Origin of the sequence: Neorhizobium sp. SHOUNA12A (genome assembly GCF_023006505.1) — a bacterium.
In the GTDB taxonomy this organism is placed as follows: Bacteria; Pseudomonadota; Alphaproteobacteria; order Rhizobiales; family Rhizobiaceae; genus Neorhizobium.
This window is the reverse complement of the sequence record NZ_JALBGV010000068.1, coordinates 1-15603: the sequence shown is the minus strand read 5'-3', so window position 1 is coordinate 15603 and position 15603 is coordinate 1. Positions and strand designations below refer to the sequence as shown.

At 62.8% G+C, this 15603-nt stretch carries 13 protein-coding genes and 1 pseudogene; 8 read left to right on the top strand and 6 right to left on the bottom strand.

All coding sequences use genetic code 11. The features are described from left to right. Window positions 1–2: 2 nt before the first annotated feature. The 4 genes from MOV63_RS24185 to MOV63_RS24170 form a co-directional block, all read right to left on the bottom strand. Window positions 3–818 (bottom strand): GntR family transcriptional regulator, encoded by an 816-nt coding sequence (locus tag MOV63_RS24185; RefSeq protein ID WP_247037716.1) that lies wholly within the window; start codon window positions 816–818, stop codon window positions 3–5. A gap of 133 nt (window positions 819–951) precedes the next feature. Next, the gene (locus tag MOV63_RS24180) at window positions 952–2046 is read right to left on the bottom strand and encodes an ABC transporter ATP-binding protein (RefSeq protein WP_247037714.1); all 1095 of its coding nucleotides are present in this window, start codon (window positions 2044–2046) and stop codon (window positions 952–954) included. A gap of 87 nt (window positions 2047–2133) precedes the next feature. Beyond that, a complete protein-coding gene (locus MOV63_RS24175; RefSeq protein ID WP_247037712.1) occupies window positions 2134–3900 on the bottom strand; it encodes an iron ABC transporter permease in 1767 nt (588 codons plus the stop codon). Between the two features lie 74 nt (window positions 3901–3974). Continuing rightward, on the bottom strand, window positions 3975–5054 hold the full coding sequence (locus tag MOV63_RS24170) for an ABC transporter substrate-binding protein (RefSeq protein ID WP_247037711.1): 1080 nt from the start codon (window positions 5052–5054) through the stop codon (window positions 3975–3977). A gap of 490 nt (window positions 5055–5544) precedes the next feature. On the opposite strand from MOV63_RS24170, the gene MOV63_RS24165 reads away from it, so the two are divergent. From MOV63_RS24165 to MOV63_RS24150, 4 genes are all read left to right on the top strand, one after another. After that, the gene (locus tag MOV63_RS24165; protein ID WP_038543676.1) at window positions 5545–6450 is read left to right on the top strand and encodes a LysR family transcriptional regulator; all 906 of its coding nucleotides are present in this window, start codon (window positions 5545–5547) and stop codon (window positions 6448–6450) included. Between the two features lie 239 nt (window positions 6451–6689). Next, the gene (locus MOV63_RS24160) at window positions 6690–7769 is read left to right on the top strand and encodes an amidohydrolase family protein (RefSeq protein ID WP_247037709.1); all 1080 of its coding nucleotides are present in this window, start codon (window positions 6690–6692) and stop codon (window positions 7767–7769) included. A gap of 3 nt (window positions 7770–7772) precedes the next feature. Beyond that, entirely contained in the window at window positions 7773–8876 is a 1104-nt protein-coding gene (locus MOV63_RS24155) for an amidohydrolase family protein (RefSeq protein WP_247037707.1), read from the top strand. A gap of 60 nt (window positions 8877–8936) precedes the next feature. Then, complete coding sequence (locus MOV63_RS24150) at window positions 8937–9350, top strand: Rieske (2Fe-2S) protein (RefSeq protein WP_247037705.1); 414 nt, start codon at window positions 8937–8939, stop codon at window positions 9348–9350. A gap of 140 nt (window positions 9351–9490) precedes the next feature. Here MOV63_RS24150 and MOV63_RS24145 read toward each other — a convergent pair whose 3' ends face one another. Then, on the bottom strand, window positions 9491–10669 hold the full coding sequence (locus MOV63_RS24145) for a thiolase family protein (RefSeq protein WP_247037703.1): 1179 nt from the start codon (window positions 10667–10669) through the stop codon (window positions 9491–9493). Window positions 10670–10680: 11 nt separating this feature from the next. Next, on the bottom strand, window positions 10681–11970 hold the full coding sequence (gene fabF / locus MOV63_RS24140) for a beta-ketoacyl-ACP synthase II (RefSeq protein ID WP_247037701.1): 1290 nt from the start codon (window positions 11968–11970) through the stop codon (window positions 10681–10683). 89 nt (window positions 11971–12059) lie between these two features. Here fabF and MOV63_RS24135 point away from each other — a divergent pair, with 89 nt between their 5' ends. From MOV63_RS24135 to MOV63_RS24120, 4 genes and pseudogenes are all read left to right on the top strand, one after another. Next, entirely contained in the window at window positions 12060–12632 is a 573-nt protein-coding gene (locus tag MOV63_RS24135; RefSeq protein WP_247037699.1) for a TetR/AcrR family transcriptional regulator, read from the top strand. A gap of 147 nt (window positions 12633–12779) precedes the next feature. Next, window positions 12780–14390 (top strand): ABC transporter substrate-binding protein, encoded by a 1611-nt coding sequence (locus MOV63_RS24130; RefSeq protein ID WP_247037697.1) that lies wholly within the window; start codon window positions 12780–12782, stop codon window positions 14388–14390. A gap of 40 nt (window positions 14391–14430) precedes the next feature. After that, entirely contained in the window at window positions 14431–15420 is a 990-nt protein-coding gene (locus MOV63_RS24125) for an ABC transporter permease (RefSeq protein WP_247037695.1), read from the top strand. Continuing rightward, window positions 15417–15603 (top strand): annotated as a pseudogene (locus MOV63_RS24120) (ABC transporter permease); the annotation flags it as partial. The gene MOV63_RS24125 and the pseudogene MOV63_RS24120, both read left to right, overlap by 4 nt.

The following is a 15603-nucleotide window of genomic DNA, read 5'->3' as shown; positions in this document are numbered from 1 at the left end:
TCCTAGTCTTCGTTTTCGTCCTGCATCAGGCCATTGATATGACCGGCCGGACTGTCGAGGTCGAAGATCGGCAGGATGCGCGAGCCGTCGATCGCGAAAAGCCCCTTGCTGATGCCGAGGCTGATCTTCACCCCTTCGCCATGCTCGCGGAAAAGGCTTTCGGCGCGGGCGCCGTCGCGGGCGATCAGCGCCGAGACCATGTGATGGTGCTGCCAGTGCGCGTAATGCAGATGCTGCGCCCGCTCCTTGCGGGTGATGTTGTCGAAGCGGATCGAATCCGGTGCACCGAACGGCACCCGGTCGAAAAGGCTGGTGAGTTGGTGCAGCAGGTTTCCGCCTCCGGCTTCGATGATCAGCGTGTGGAAACGCAGGTTCATCGCCGCATAACGTTCCTCGTTGACCGGATCGTCGATGCCGCCGTTCTCGAAGATGTCGTCACCTTCGCGCAGGCAATCCTTGAGCTCCGCCACCAGCGTCGGCGACGGGCCCTCACTGGCGATCTTCTTGGCCGCATAACCTTCGATCATCGAACGCAGCTCGATCGCCTCGATCACGTCGGCCACCTTGTAGGCCCGGACCCGATAACCGCGGGCGCCGACGCGCTGCAGCACGCCCTCTTCGACGAGCACGGCCAGCGCATGCCGGATCGGCGTTCGCGACACGCCGAGCGCCTCGGCAAGCCCGGATTCGGAGAGTTTCTTGCGCGGATCGATCGTGCCGTCGCTCGCCCAGGTCCTCAGCTTGTCGATCACGTGCTGCTGGCGGGTCTCCTGCTTCTCAGGCCCGGGAGGATTCTGAGTTCGGGTGCCTGTGGTCATGCTTGGGCCTCACCTGCGCCATATCGAAATGCGGATCGCGCCGGACGAAGACAGACCGACGGGAACATCGCTTCAATATTGAATATCTGCGACAAAACGCAAGTTTTCCATATTCCGGCCTACCCCGGAACGATCAGTTCCGCACCGCCCAGGCAGCCTCCACGGGTGCGGCGACAGTGACCGGGCGGCCGATATCGACATGGGAAAGCGACGAGGCCTCGACATGCAGGGTCTGCGCCGGGGTCTTGACCATGATCGAGCGGTGCGAGCCGCGGAAGATCGCCTGCGAAACCTCGCCCGCCCACGACAGGTCGCCGTTCACCTGACCCGCATCCCGGACATGCAGGTTTTCCGGCCGAACCATGACTGTGACATCCGCGCCCTTCGGCATTTCGGTTGCCGCATGACAGTCGCCGGACCAGCCCTGGCCTTCGACCGAGAGCTTGTAATATTGCCCGCCGTTCGGGCGGCAGTCCTTGACCGTCGCGTTTAGGAGATTGGGCGTTCCGAAGAAGGCGGCCACCTGGCGGTTTTCCGGCCGGCGGTAGATTTCCTCCGGCGCGCCGACCTGCAAAATCTTGCCGCCATGCATGACGACGACCCGGTCGGACAGCGCCATGGCTTCCGCCTGATCGTGGGTAACGTAAAGGGCGGTGATCTTCAGACGCTGCTGGAGGGCCCGGAAATCGTCGCCCATCTGGGTGCGCAGGCGCGCATCGAGGTTGGAGAGCGGTTCGTCGAGGAGCAGCACTTCCGGCTCGAACACCAGCGCACGAGCGATCGCCACGCGCTGCTGCTGGCCGCCGGACAGTGCCGGCGACGGACGCTCGGCATATTGCTCCATCTCGACGAGGCGCAGCGCGTTCATGACGCGATCGTTGATTTCCTTGTCCGGGCGGCGACGGATGCGCAAGGGATAGGCGACGTTGTCGAACACCGTCATATGCGGCCAGATCGCATAGGACTGGAAGACCATGCCGAGACGGCGGCGTTCGGAGGGCACAAAATAGCCCTTCTCCGAATCCGACACGACATTGTCGCCGATCGCGATGCGGCCGCCGGTATTCTTTTCGAGCCCAGCCACCATGCGCAGCGTCGTCGTCTTGCCGCAGCCCGACGGCCCGAGCAGCGTGACGAATTCGCCGCTCTTGATCTTCAGGTTCACGTTGTCCACGGCGGTTACCGCGCCATACATGCGGCTCACGTTTTCGAGCGTCACCGAAGCCATATTTCTCTTCCTTTCGGAGCGGATGCCAGAATCCGCTTAAACGACAACCAAAAATCGGCCGGCGGGCGCAGCCGCCGGGCCTGAAGCCTAGAGCTTGCTGATGCGCGATTTGATGAAACTGAGCTGCACCCAGCGGAACACGATGACCAGGAGCATCATCATCAGGCCGATGACGCTCACCTGTTCGGCATTGCCGTTGGCCCAAAGTTTCATCAGCACCACCGCCAGCGTTTCCGATCCCACCGAATAGAGAAGGATCGACGCCGACAGCTCGCGCATGATGCCGAAGAAGGTCAGCACCCAGCCGACGGCGAAGGCCGGCCAGGCAAGCGCCACCATGATCCGCCACATGGTCTGGAACCAGCTGGCTCCGTGGACACGCGAACATTCTTCCAGGTCGTAGGAAAGCTGGTGATAGGCGCCGGTCATCACCCGCACGGAAACCGGCGTGCCGAGCGCGATATAGGCAAGCAGCAGCGCCCAGATGGTGCCATAGATCGGGATCGGTCCCGGAAGCATCGCAAATGCCCAGAGGAAACCGACGCCGAGGACCATGCCCGGCATCATCCACGGAAGCCAGGCCATGCTGTCGACCAGGTTGCGGCCGCGCCAGCGGGTGCGCACCGAGATGTAGGCGACGATCGCGCCGAGCGCCATGGTCGCGGTGGCGCCGAGCAGGCCGAGCACCATCGTATTGCGGACCGCCCGCCAGAATTCGCTGTTGGCGAAGACGGCCCTGTAGTGCTCCAGGGTCAGCATGTCATAGGTGTAGAAGCCGAAGAAGCGGAAGAACGAGCCGAGCATCAGCTGTCCGATCGGCAGCACGACCGTGATGAAGAAGAACAGCACGCAGAAGGCGAAGGTGACCCAGCGCCAGGGGCCGAGCTCCATGACGCTCGGGCGAAACCCCTTGCCCGTGACGGTCTGGAAACTCTTGCCGCGCAGCATCCACCACTGCCAGATGACGAGCAGGAACATCAGCCCCATGATCGCGAAGGAAAGCGACGTCGCGTACTGGTAGTCGGGCGTCGCGCGGTGGTTGATCGACTCGTAGATGTCGGTGGTGATCACCTTGATGCCTGCGGGCAGGCCGAAGAACAGCGCCGACTCGAAGGTCTCGATGCCCTTGATGAAGCTCAGCATGAACGAGCTGGTCAGCACTGGCAGCATCAGGAGCAGGGTGATCTTGCGAAAAGTCGTCCAGCGCGAGGCGCCGCACATGCGGCTCGATTCCTCGAGCGACGGGTCCATCGCCCGGAACGCGTCGACCATGAACAGGAACAGGAACGGGATCGAATATTGGCACATGTGCCAGATGACGCCACCATAGGAATAGATGTTGACGAGTGGATCGGTCGCCCCGGTTGCCCAGCGCCAGACCATGTTGATGACGCCCACCTGCGGGTTGGCCAGCATGCCCCAGGCCATCGCGGTCAGGATCGGCGGAATGAAGAACGGCAGCGTGATCAGCACTTCCAGCGTGCCGCGGAACGGCGTGTCTGTGCGCGCCACGATCCAGGCGAGAAACACCGCGATCGTCAGCGACGGTATGGTTTTCGCAAGCGAAATGCCGATCGTGTTGGCCAGAACGATGAGGTTCTGGGTGGTCATGATCGACCGGTAGCCATTGAGATTGAACTCGCCGGCCATACCGGGCGGCGTCGAATGCAGGCTGCCATAAAGCAGCATGGCGAGCGGATAGATCGTCAGGAAGCCAAGGATCAGGATCAGCACCAGCATGCCGATCAGACGCCACAGCGATCCGCCCGAAAAGGCGCGCGTGAAAGCATTGCCGGCAATCGTCGGCGCAGTTTCGGCGATGTCGTCTAGGGGGCGATTGTGGATAATCGTCATGGGATCCTCGCGGCTCCGGGTATGAAAAACGGCACCGCCGGCCCGAACATCGGACCGGCAGCGGCCTGGGAGGCTTACTTGAAGATGTCCTTGGACTTGGCCAGCATCTCGTTCTGGCGGGTCGTGTCCGTCGTGCCGTAGAGCTTGGCTTCGGAAATCGCCTTGACGTCCGCCGGCAGGCCTTCGGTCATGCCGGGAAGGACAGGACCGTAGCCGAGGCTCGCATAGATTTTCTGCACGACCGGGCCCTGCATGAAATCGAGATAGAGCTTGGCGGCGTTCGGGTGCGGAGCCTTCTTGAGCATGACGTTGCCGTAAAGAACGTAAGGAACGCCCTCCTCGGGAATGATGAACTTGACCGGCAGTCCCTTCAGATCCGAGAAGTCGGTCATGATGACCGGCATGTAGATCGAATATTCACCGCGTGCGGTGCGGCGCTGCGATTCGCGCTGGTCGCGGGTGAAGACGAGCTTCTGGTTCGCGACCTTCTTCACATAGTCTTCGCCGATCTTGTCATAGGTCGAGAAGAACCAGAGGTAACCGGCACCGATCGCGCGCGGATCGTCGGACAGGATCTTGCCCTGCCATTTGGGATCGGCAATGTCTTTCCAGCTCTTCGGCTCGTCGGCCGGCTTCACGAGGCCGGTGTTGATCATGATCCCATAGGGAATGGTCATGACCGAGGCCATCGGCACCTTGAGCTTGAACTTGTCGCCGATCTTCTGCGAATTCGGGGTCACCGGCAGCGGATCGACGGACTTGTCCTCCTTGTCGTAGAGCATGGTCTGCCCTTCGCTGGTGAACATCACGTCGGCGGCGAAGCGGCCCGCGGCCTGCTCGACCCGGACGCGTTCGCGGATTTCGGAGGCGCGCGCTTCCAGCACCTCAACCGAAATTCCGTATTGCTTGGTGAAGGCCTCGGCGATCTGCTTGGTGCTCGGCTGGCCGACGAGCGCGGTATAAAGGACGAGCGAGCCCTCCTTCTTGCCCGCGTCGATCAGCTTCTGCCACTCGGCATCCTGCGCGAAGGCAGGCAGGCCGGCCGCTGCCGAGATGGCAAGGCTGCCCGCAGCCGCCATGAAAACCCGGCGCGACCATTTTTGAATGGCCGAGGCCTTCTGAATGGCCGAAGTCATGGATGTGTTTATCGTCACGTGTCTCTCCTCCCTGGAACCGACGATCGAGCATCGCGCCCGGGACCCGATCCCGGCACTCGACGCTCAAAATTTCTGCGGCCACCGACCGCGATCTCCCTTTTCACCGCAAGCGGCGGCGCTTTCCCGAACAGCTGCTCAGTCCCGACCGCTCACCGGCGTTCCGGAAACGATCTGGCGCGGGCCCTGCAATTGACAAGGTCCCTGATAAGCACCGCATGATGCGGAGCATTCAGGCCTTCGGTTCGGACAGGATTGGCCTTGGCCAACTGCAAACTCCCTTTTTGAACTCCGATCTGCGCCGGCTCTCCCTGCCGGTCGCGGCGACGCCAGCCGGCATCGGAATTCCCTCTCTGTTAGATTGACCTTTTCCCGTGCAGGGGAAAAGCACCATTTTTTTACATTCACTTTTCTCGAAAATAGAAAGATGAATTGTGCTACCGTTTACGCGGAGGGCCGTTCGGCAGAGCGGCATGGGAGACCTAAGACATTGGATACGCTTATCAATATCCGCACGTTTCTGGCGGTTGCCCGGTCCGGCAGTTTTTCGGCGGCGGGCCGTCATCTCGGCGTCGCACCCTCGGTCGTGACGAAACGCGTCAGCCGGCTGGAAGACCAGATGCGGGTCAAACTCTTCATCCGCTCGACCCGCCAGATTATCCTGACGGAGGTCGGCGAACGTTACCTGCCCCGCTACCAATCGCTGGTCAAGGAGATCGACGATGCCATCAGCGGAGCGGCCGCGGTCGCCCAGCGGATCGAGGGTCATTTGAGGATCAAGGCGCCGACGACGGTGACGATCGCCTTCCTCGCCCGCATCCTCAGCGATTTCCAGCAGGAAAATCCGAACGTCACCATGGACCTTGCCCTGGTCGACCGTTCGGTCAATCCCGCGGAAGAGGGATACGATATCGCGCTCGGTGCCCTGCCCGCCTCCTATTCGAATGTCATCGACGAGCCGCTCTGTCCTTACCCGCGAAAACTCTGCGCGGCTCCCGACTATCTCGAAAACCGCGGCCTGCCGAAACATCCGCGCGACCTCGTCGATCATATCTGCCTTACCTTCCACGCGACCGGCTCGACCTGGTCGTTCCTGAGCCCCGGCGGCCCGATCGATGTCGAGGTGCGCTCCGCCTTCAGCGCCAACGATACCCAAATCCTGCACGACCTGGCGCTGCGAGGCCGTGGCGTCGCCATGGTGGCGAATTACGTGGCGGAGGAATCGATCCGGAGCGGCAAGCTGATCGAGTTGCTGCCCGACTTTCCCGTAGCGGAGCTCTGGCTGAAGGCGCTCATCCCCCAGACCCAGGCGCGCAAACCGACCGTGCGCGCGCTGATGGAATGGCTGCGTATCCATATGCACACGGCTCTGGTGATCGGCGACCGCGCCGCTTGAGCGCGCCACTTTTGCCTGGGAAGAAAAGCTGGAAGGCCTTTGGCTTTCTCGAATCGAGAAAGCCGCTACGATGAAAAAGCATATTCTCTTGGCTCCCCGTGCCGCTTACCCTCCCAAATCGAGGAAACGCATCGCTGATGCGAGGGTGGCTGTCGCCTGTCGACGCGCCGCCTGGGAGTGAGGTTCAGGTCCGCCGCGAAACGAGCGGCCGGACCGACAGACAAGGGAGGTTTTAAGCGGTGGATACTGCTGTGACCCAGCAGCGCTCTATGCTTTCGCAATTGGGCGCGATCGATTGTGACGTTCATCCGGACGCGCCGGGGCGCGAGGATCTTCTTCCCTATTTCGACGACTACTGGCGCGAGATCGTCACGACGCGCGATGTCGACCGTCTCGAGCTCACCAATTTCCCGACCCGCACCAAGCCGTTCTTCCGGGAGGACTGGAAGGCGACGGAGGGCAAGGGCGTCGAAAAGCTGCGGAAAAACCTGCTCGATCCCTACGGTCTCAAATACGCGATCCTCAACTGCGTCACCGCCGTGCATGCGATCTACGATCCCTATCTCGCCACCGCCGTCTGCCGCGCCACCAACGACTGGCTGAAGGCGGAATGGCTCGACCGCGACCCGCGCCTGCGCGCGTCGCTCGTCCTGCCGATGCAGAACCCGGAAGCAGCCGTCGAGGAGATCGAGCGCTTCGCCGATGATAAGCGTTTCGTGCAGGTGCTGACACTTTGCATGGGCGAGATGCCGCTCGGTCGCCGCACCTACTGGCCGGTCTACGAAGCCGCCCAGCGGCATGGTTTTGCGCTCGGCGTGCATGCCGGCAGCGCCTATCGCCATGCGCCGAGCCAGAGCGGTTTCCTCTCCTATCTCGCCGAGGATTACGTCCATCAGGTCCAGGGTTTTGCAGCACAGGTCGGCAGTTTCGTTTCCGAAGGCGTGCTCGGCAAGTTCCCGGACATGAAGATCGTGCTGATCGAATCCGGCGTCTCCTGGCTGCCCGGCCAGATGTGGCGGATGAGCAAGGACTGGCGCGGCGCCCGCATCGAGATCCCCTGGGTCAAGGAATCGCCGTCGGCGCTGGTTCGCCGCCAAATCCGCATGACCACCCAGCCTTTCGACGCGCCGCGCGATCCGGCCGAGCTGGAACGCATCATTGAACATCTCGATTGCGACGACATGCTGCTCTTTTCGACCGACTATCCGCACGCGCAATTCGAAGGCGAGGCAGCGATCCCCGCCGGTTTCCCGGAACGCCTGATCGACCGGCTGGTTCGGGAGAACGCACTCGCCACCTATCCGCGACTGGAGGACTAAGCCATGGATCAGGCCGTTCTGGATAAGAACACTAAAGCAGACGCCAAGCTCGGGATCGTCGATTGCGACATCCATCCGGCTTTCGGCTCGCCTGCGGAACTCGCGAAATTCCTGCCCGTCCGCTGGCGCGACCATCTGGCGGATTACGGCCAGCGCAGCGCCAATCCGGTGGTCGGCACCCTGCCTTACCCACGCATGACGCCCGGCAATGGCATGCGCCGCGACTCGTGGCCGCCGAACGGCGGGCCGCCGGCCTCCGACCTCGCCTTTCTGCAGGAACAGCTGCTCGACCCGCTCGGCATCGAATACGGCATACTCCAGCCGCTCGCGGCGGGCTCCTCGACGCTGAACCAGGAACTCGGCGCGGCCATGTGCGCCGCCGTCAACGACTGGCAGCTCGACAAATGGACCGGCCCGGATCCGCGGCTCAAAGCCTCGATCTGCGTCACCCAGGAAGACGTGCCGGCGGCTCTTGCCGAAATCGAGGCGCGCATCGGCGACCGGAGTTTTGCCCAGATCGCCATTCCGCCGCGCACCATCGAGCCGGCGGGCCGCCGTCGCTACTGGCCGATCTATGAGGCTGCCGAACATTATGACATGCCGATCGGCATGCACTCCGCCGCCTACGGTCAGCACGCCAATAGTGGCGCCGGCTGGCTGGACTTCTATATCGAGGAACACTACGCCTTCTCGCACAGCCTGCAGAGCGTCGTCACCAGCATGGTCTTCGAGGGCGTCTTCGAACGCTTCCCGAAGCTGAAACTGGTCGTCGTCGAAGGCGGCTTCGCCTGGGCGGCACCGCTGATGTGGCGGCTCGACAAGCAGTGGGAACGGATGCGCTCCGAGGTGCCGCATGTGAAGCGGCCGCCGTCCGAATATATCCGCGAAAACGTCTGGTTCACCACCCAGCCGATCGAGGAGCCGGAAAACAACCGCCACCTGCTCGACACGCTGCGCTGGGTCGGCGCCGACCGGTTGATGTTCTCGACCGATTATCCGCACTGGGATTTCGACGACCCGCGCTACGCCTTCAAAGTGCCGCTGTCGCCGACCGAGCGCGTGCAGATCTTTCGCGATAATGCCAAGCGCGTCTACCGCCTGCCCTGAATTGAAGACAAGATCAGCTCTTCCGGAACCGCAATCAGTATCGATGGATTGAAATAGAGAATGGCCCGTCATGTCATCGCCAAGGTCGAGGAACTCGACATCGGCAAGTCCAAGCTGGTGAAGGTCGCAGGCCGCGACATTGCCCTCTTCAACGTCAAAGGCGAGTTCTTCGCCATTGCCAACCGCTGCCCGCACGAAGGCGCCGACCTCTGCCGCGGCCAGGTCGTGGGGCTGGCCGAAGCGGACGAGCCCGGAAAGGTCCGCATGACGCGGCACGGAGAGCTCGTCCGTTGCCCCTGGCACGGCTGGGAATTCGACATCCGCACCGGCAAATCCTGGTGCGACCCGGCACGCACCCGCGTCAAGAGTTTCGACGTTTCCGTCGCCAAGGGCGGTGCGCTGACGGAAGGTCCTTATCAGGCCGAGACCTTTCCGGTCTCGATCGATGAGGACTACGTCGTGGTGGAAATCTGAAAACCAAGGTCTATCCATCAAGGTCCTCTCTGCCTGGATAGACGGAAAGCGCGGCAATCCCTCTTGCCGCGCTTTTTGCTGACGCATATTGCCCGAAAGTGGAGGCCGGTTTCGGGACAACGACATGCGCGTCAAGGAGATCAGATCATTTCCAGTGCCAGCGCAATGCCCTGGCCGCCGCCGATGCAGAGCGTGACGATACCGCGCTTCAAGCCGTCGCGTTGCATCGAATGGAGAAGCCGTGTCGCCAGGATTGCGCCGGTGGCGCCGATCGGATGGCCGTGCGCCACCGCCCCGCCTTCGACATTGGCAATATCCTCCGGCAGGCCGAGCCCCTTGAGGACCGCGAGCGGCACCGCTGCATAGGCCTCGTTGATCTCGATCCGCTCGATATCGCCGATCGTCCAGCCAGCGCGCTCCAGCGCCTGGTTGACGGCCGGGATCGGCCCGAGCGCGAACATGCCGGGTTCGACCGCGGCGACGCCATAGGATACCAGCCGCGCCATCGGGCGCAGGCCCTTGGCTTCGGCAAAGGCCCGATCCGCGACGATCATCGCCGCCGCACCGCTGTTGAGGCCGGGTGCATTGCCGGCGGTGATCGTGCCGTCATCACGGAAGGCGGGCTTCAGCTTGGCAAGCGCCTCCATCGTGGTATCCGGCCTTGGCGTTTCGTCAGCGGCAAAACTTTTCACGCCGCCCTTCACCGGAAGATCGATGCCAACGATCTCGGCTGCAAACTTGCCTTCCACTTGCGCGGCGCTGAAACGCTGCTGCGAACGCGCCGCCCAGCGATCCTGATCCGCGCGGCTGATCTGCTGCGAGGCGATCATGTCTTCGGTATGCCAGCCGGAATGTCTGTCTGAAAACGCGTCGTGAAGGCCGTCGAGCAGCATGCTGTCGAAAATCTCCGCATGACCCATGCGATAACCCCAGCGGCCGCCGCTCATCAGGTAGGGCGCGCGGTCCATGTTCTCCATGCCGCCTGCAATCGCGACTTTCGCATGGCCAAGCCAGATATCCTTGGCCGCGCTGGCAATCGCCTCGGCGCCTGAACCGCAGACGCGGTTGACGGTGACGGCCGGCACCGAGACCGGCAGGCCGCCATGGATCGCCGCCTGCCGCGCCGGGTTCATCCTGTTGCCGGCCTGGACGACATTGCCCATGGTGACCGAGGCCACCTCGGAAGCAGCAAGGCCGGAGCGCGCGATCGTCTCGCGGATGGCCGCAGCGCCGAGATCGACGGCCGGTATGCCGGCGAGAGAGCCGTTATATTTGGCGATCGCGGTGCGCAGCGGCTGGACGATGACGACTTCAGACATGGCGGTTCTCCCTAAATTGCGTTTTCATCGAAGCGGCGCAGGATGACGCTGGCATTGACGCCGCCGAAGCCGAAACCGTTGGACAGCGCGTATTCAACCTCTGCGTGACGGGCCTGCGGACCGATGAGATCGAGCCCTTCGGCGAGCGGATCGGGATCTTCGAGATTGAGGGTCGGCGGCAATATGCCGTCGCGCAGCGCCAGTGCGGTGATGATCGCTTCTAAGCCGCCCGCTGCACCGAGCAGATGTCCGGTCGCAGACTTGGTCGAGGAGATCGCCGGGCCGTTACTGGTGCCGAAGACCGATTTGATTGCCGCGAGCTCGCCCGCGTCACCCACCGGTGTCGATGTGGCATGCGCATTGAGATAGCCGATCGCCTCGGGTTGAAGGCCCGCCATCTGCAGTGCCCGCTGGACCGCCCTTTTCGCCCCGGAACCATCGGCCGGACCAGCGGTCAGGTGATAGGCATCAGCGCTCGTGCCGTAACCGACCACTTCGACGAGCGGAGTAGCGCCACGCGCAAGCGCATGTTCAAGCGTCTCGATGATGACGATGCCGGCGCCCTCGCCCATGACGAAGCCGTCACGCGCGGCATCGAACGGCCGCGATGCCTTTTCCGGCGTATCGTTGAATGCGGTGGAGAGACCACGTGCCGCCGCAAATCCGCCAAGTGCGACGCGGTTGATGCAGGCCTCGGTGCCGCCGCAGAGCGCCACGTCGACTTCGCCGCTCCTGATCATCCGCACGCCGTCGCCGATCGCCTGGACGCTTGCCGCGCAGGCCGTCACCGGCGCGCCGATCGGACCTTTGAAGCCATAACGAATGGAGACATGGCCGGCCGCGAGATTGACGAGGAAGGACGGCACAGTGAAGGGTGAAAGCCGGCCAGCGCCGCGCGCGTCCACCGTGCGCACAGCCTCGGCAATCGTGTGGAACCCGCCGATGCCGGAGGCGATGATCGTTGCGGTACGGTCCTGCTTGTCGTCGCTATCCGCGACCCAGCCGGATTGCTCCAGCGCCTGCCGCGAGGCTTCGAGCGCAAATGCGATGAACCGATCCATCTTCTTGCGCTCCTTGTGCGGCACCGCAAGGTCGATATCGAAACCGAACTCGTCCTCGTCGATGCCGGGCACCACGCCGCCGACCTTGGCGTCGATGTCCGGCACCATCTCGTCGGACAGCCGGCGCAGGCCGGAACGGCCTTCGATCAGGCGTTTCCAGGTGGCTTCCACGCCGCTGGCGAGAGGCGAGACCATGCCCATGCCGGTGATCACTATTCTGTCGCTCGGTCTTGCCGGCATGTTTCACCTCGATTTAAATTTTGATCATCATTTATCTCCTTTAAATGACAATCCAAATATAAGAGTCAAGGTATTCGAAGGAGAAGACGATGAAGGTGAGCCGCCAGGAAGCCGAGGAAAACCGCGCCCGCGTGGTGTTGAAAGCGGGCGAACTGTTCCGCGAATACGGCTTTGACGGCATCGGCATCGCCGACCTGATGAAGGCGGCGGGCCTGACGCATGGTGGATTTTACGGCCAGTTCAAATCCAAGGTGGACCTGGCGGCCGAGGCAACACGCCAGGCGCTGGCGCTCAATGCCGCGAACTGGCGGCAGACGATCGGACATACCCGCGACAAGGCGCTGAAGGCGATCACGGGCATGTATCTGTCCCGGCCGAACCTTCTCTTCAAAGCCAAGGGCTGCACTCTCGCCTCTCTCTGCGCCGACGCCTCCCGGCAGGGCGAAGCGGTGCAATCGGTGTTCGCCGAAGGCATCGAAAACCACCTCCAGCTGCTGCAGGAGATCGTCGACGGCAATGGCGATGAGGATCGGCGTCGCAAGTCGATCGTCGTCCTGTCCCAGATGGTCGGAGGAATGACGCTCGCCCGCGCGGTCGGCGATACGCCGCTCGCGGAGGAGATCCTCGCCGCCCTTCGCGACAAGCTGGAGACCCGGCACTAAGCCTTTATGGCGCAATGGAAAATTCACCTTCCATTCCTGCGCATCCAAGAATTTGTTCCCGAATGCCCCGCAGAGGAATTTCCTGCCTGTGCGACAGTTCATTTCGCTGGCAATATGCTGAAAAATGGCTGGATGCAGGAGAGAGCAATGACGATCGCCACCCTATCCCGACGGACCCTTTTGCAGGCAGGCGGTGCATTGCTCGCCTCGACGGCACTTCCGAATTTCGCCCTTGCTCAAGGCACCGCCGCCGGCGGCCGGCTGGTCGTTGCAGCCGACTCGGAACCGAAAAACCTCAACCCGTCGATCGTCGCCTCCAACGGCGTGTTCTTTATCGCGAGCAAGGTGATCGAGCCGCTCGCCGAAGCCTCCTTCGACGGCAAGGACGGCTTGGCGCCGCGCCTCGCAACCTCCTGGGAAGGTTCGGCTGACGGCAAGTCGGTCACCTTCAAGCTGCGCGAGGGCGTGAAATGGCATGACGGCAAGCCGTTCACCTCGGCCGACGTCGCCTACTCGGCTCTCAACATCTGGAAGCCGCTGCAGAACCTCGGCCGCCTCGTCTTCGCCAATCTCGAAGCCGTCGACACGCCGGACGCGACGACCGCGGTCTTCAAATTCTCCAAGCCGACACCGCTGCAGCTCATCCGCAACGCCCTGCCCGTGGTCAGCAGCGTCGTCCCGAAACATCTCTATGAAGGTACCGACATCGCCACCAACCCGGCCAATGTGAAGCTGGTCGGCACCGGCCCGTTCAAGCTTACCGAATACAAGCCGGGCGAATATTACCGCCTGACCAAGAATGCCGATTATTGGGGCAAGGGCGAACCGAAGCTCGACGAGATCATCTTCCGCGTCCTACCGGATCGCGCGGGCGCCGGTGCTGCACTGGAAGCGGAAGAGATCCAACTCGCCGCCTTCTCGGCCGTGCCGCTCACCGATCTCGCCCGCATTTCCAAGGTGCCGGGCATCAAGGTGATCTCCAAGGGCTATGAGGCGCTGACCTATCAGCTCGTCGTCGAGATCAACCACCGCCGCAAGGAGCTCGCCGACATCAAGGTCCGACAGGCGATCGCTCATGCGATCGACAAGAAGTTCGTCGTCGACACGATCTTCCTGGGTTACGCGGCGGCCTCGACCGGCCCTGTGCCGAAGAACGCCCCGGAATTCTATGACGCCAGCGTGCCGACCTACGCTTTCGACACCGCCAAGGCGAATGCGCTGCTCGACGAGGCCGGCTACAAGAAAGGCGCCAACGGCGCCCGCTTCTCCCTGAAACTGCGCCCGGCGCCCTATTTCAACGAGACCAAGCAGTTCGGCGACTACCTGCGCCAGGCGCTTGCGGCAGTCGGCATCGACGCGCAGCTCATCAACGCGGATTCGGCGGCCCACCAGAAGGCGGTCTACACGGATCACGATTTCGATCTCGCCATCGGCCCGCCGGTCTTCCGTGGCGACCCGGCGATCTCGACGACCATTCTCGTCCAGTCCGGCATTCCGGCCGGCGTGCCCTTCTCCAACCAGGGCGGCTACGAGAACAAGGAGCTCGACGGCATCATCGCCAAGGCCTCCGAAACCATCGATACCGCGGCCCGTACGGAGCTCTATAAGAAGTTCCAGAAGATCGTCGCTACCGACCTGCCGCTGATCAACGTAGCCGAATGGGGCTTCATCACAGTGGCGCGCGATACGGTGCAGAATGTCTCGAACAATCCGCGCTGGGCGGTGTCCAACTGGTCGGATACCGCGCTGAAATCGTGATAGGCTTGACGAACTATCCGATAAAGAGGCGCTTTTTGGCGTGAACCGAGCCCTTCGATTGATCCGACGTCGCGCGATCAGCAGCATTCCGGTGCTGCTGATCGTCGTCGTCCTGACCTTCCTCCTGCTCGAATCCGCCTCCGGCGATGCGGTGGATGCCTATCTCCTGTCGATCGGCGGCGGCGACGCGACGGTCGCCCAGTCGTTGCGCCGGGCCTACGGCCTCGACCAGTCGATGCTCGCCCGGCTATGGCTCTATTTCTCCTCGCTTGCAAGGCTCGATCTCGGCTGGTCGGTCGCCTTCGGACGACCGGTTCTCGACCTCATCCTTGAGCGCCTGCCAAACACGCTGCTGCTGATGGGCAGCGCCACGGCGCTTTCCTTCGGCTTGGGCTCCGCACTCGGGATCGTCGCCGGTGCAAAGCCTGAAAGCATAATGGACAGAATGCTTTCCACCTGTTCGCTCATTCTTTACGCGATCCCGAGCTTCTGGCTCGGCCTGGTTCTCAGCATCGTCTTTGCGGTGCAGCTCCGATGGCTGCCAACCTCGGGCATCGAGACCATCGCCTCCGGCAAGGTGGGCCTTGCCCGCACTCTAGATATCGTCCGGCACCTCGTCCTGCCGGTCGCAGCACTTGCGCTGATCTACATGGCGCTGTTCCTGCGGGTGATGCGCTCCGGCATGGCGGAGGCCTGGACCTTAGATTTCGTACTGTTCGCCCGCTCCAAGGGTCTTTCCCGCAGCCGCATCGTGCTGCGCCATGTAGCGCGCAATGCGCTTCTGCCGCTCGTCACCATGCTCGGCCTGCAATCGGCCGCCATGCTCGGCGGCAGCGTCGTCATCGAGAGCATTTTTGCCATTCCGGGCTTCGGCCGGCTGGCGCAGGAAGCGGTTAGCGGCCGCGATGCACCACTGCTGATGGGCATCATCGTTGTCAGCGCCGTGCTGGTCATCTGCGTCAATCTCCTCGTCGATCTCGTTTATGCAGCTCTAGACCCTCGCGTCGGTGCCTCGGAGCCCAATTCATGAGGCTCCTTCGCGATCTCATCCGGACGCCGGAAGGCGCGATCGGGCTCGGCATCCTTGTGGCTCTGGTGCTCGTGGCGTTGTTCGCGCCGATGCTCTCCGCCGGCGATCCGCTGCATATCGCCGGCCGGGCGCTGCTGCCGCCCTTCACCGACCCCGCCTTTCCGCTCGGCACCGACCGGCTCG

Excerpts from the sequence above, each read along its gene's own strand:
- MOV63_RS24130 (WP_247037697.1), top strand. The coding sequence starts at position 12,780 with ATGACGATCGCCACCCTATCCCGACGGACCCTTTTGCAGGCAGGCGGT.
- fabF (WP_247037701.1), bottom strand. The coding sequence starts at position 11,970 with ATGCCGGCAAGACCGAGCGACAGAATAGTGATCACCGGCATGGGCATG.
- MOV63_RS24180 (WP_247037714.1), bottom strand. The coding sequence starts at position 2,046 with ATGGCTTCGGTGACGCTCGAAAACGTGAGCCGCATGTATGGCGCGGTA.
- MOV63_RS24155 (WP_247037707.1), top strand. The coding sequence starts at position 7,773 with ATGGATCAGGCCGTTCTGGATAAGAACACTAAAGCAGACGCCAAGCTC.
- MOV63_RS24145 (WP_247037703.1), bottom strand. The coding sequence starts at position 10,669 with ATGTCTGAAGTCGTCATCGTCCAGCCGCTGCGCACCGCGATCGCCAAA.
- MOV63_RS24185 (WP_247037716.1), bottom strand. The coding sequence starts at position 818 with ATGACCACAGGCACCCGAACTCAGAATCCTCCCGGGCCTGAGAAGCAG.
- MOV63_RS24175 (WP_247037712.1), bottom strand. The coding sequence starts at position 3,900 with ATGACGATTATCCACAATCGCCCCCTAGACGACATCGCCGAAACTGCG.
- MOV63_RS24135 (WP_247037699.1), top strand. The coding sequence starts at position 12,060 with ATGAAGGTGAGCCGCCAGGAAGCCGAGGAAAACCGCGCCCGCGTGGTG.
- MOV63_RS24150 (WP_247037705.1), top strand. The coding sequence starts at position 8,937 with ATGGCCCGTCATGTCATCGCCAAGGTCGAGGAACTCGACATCGGCAAG.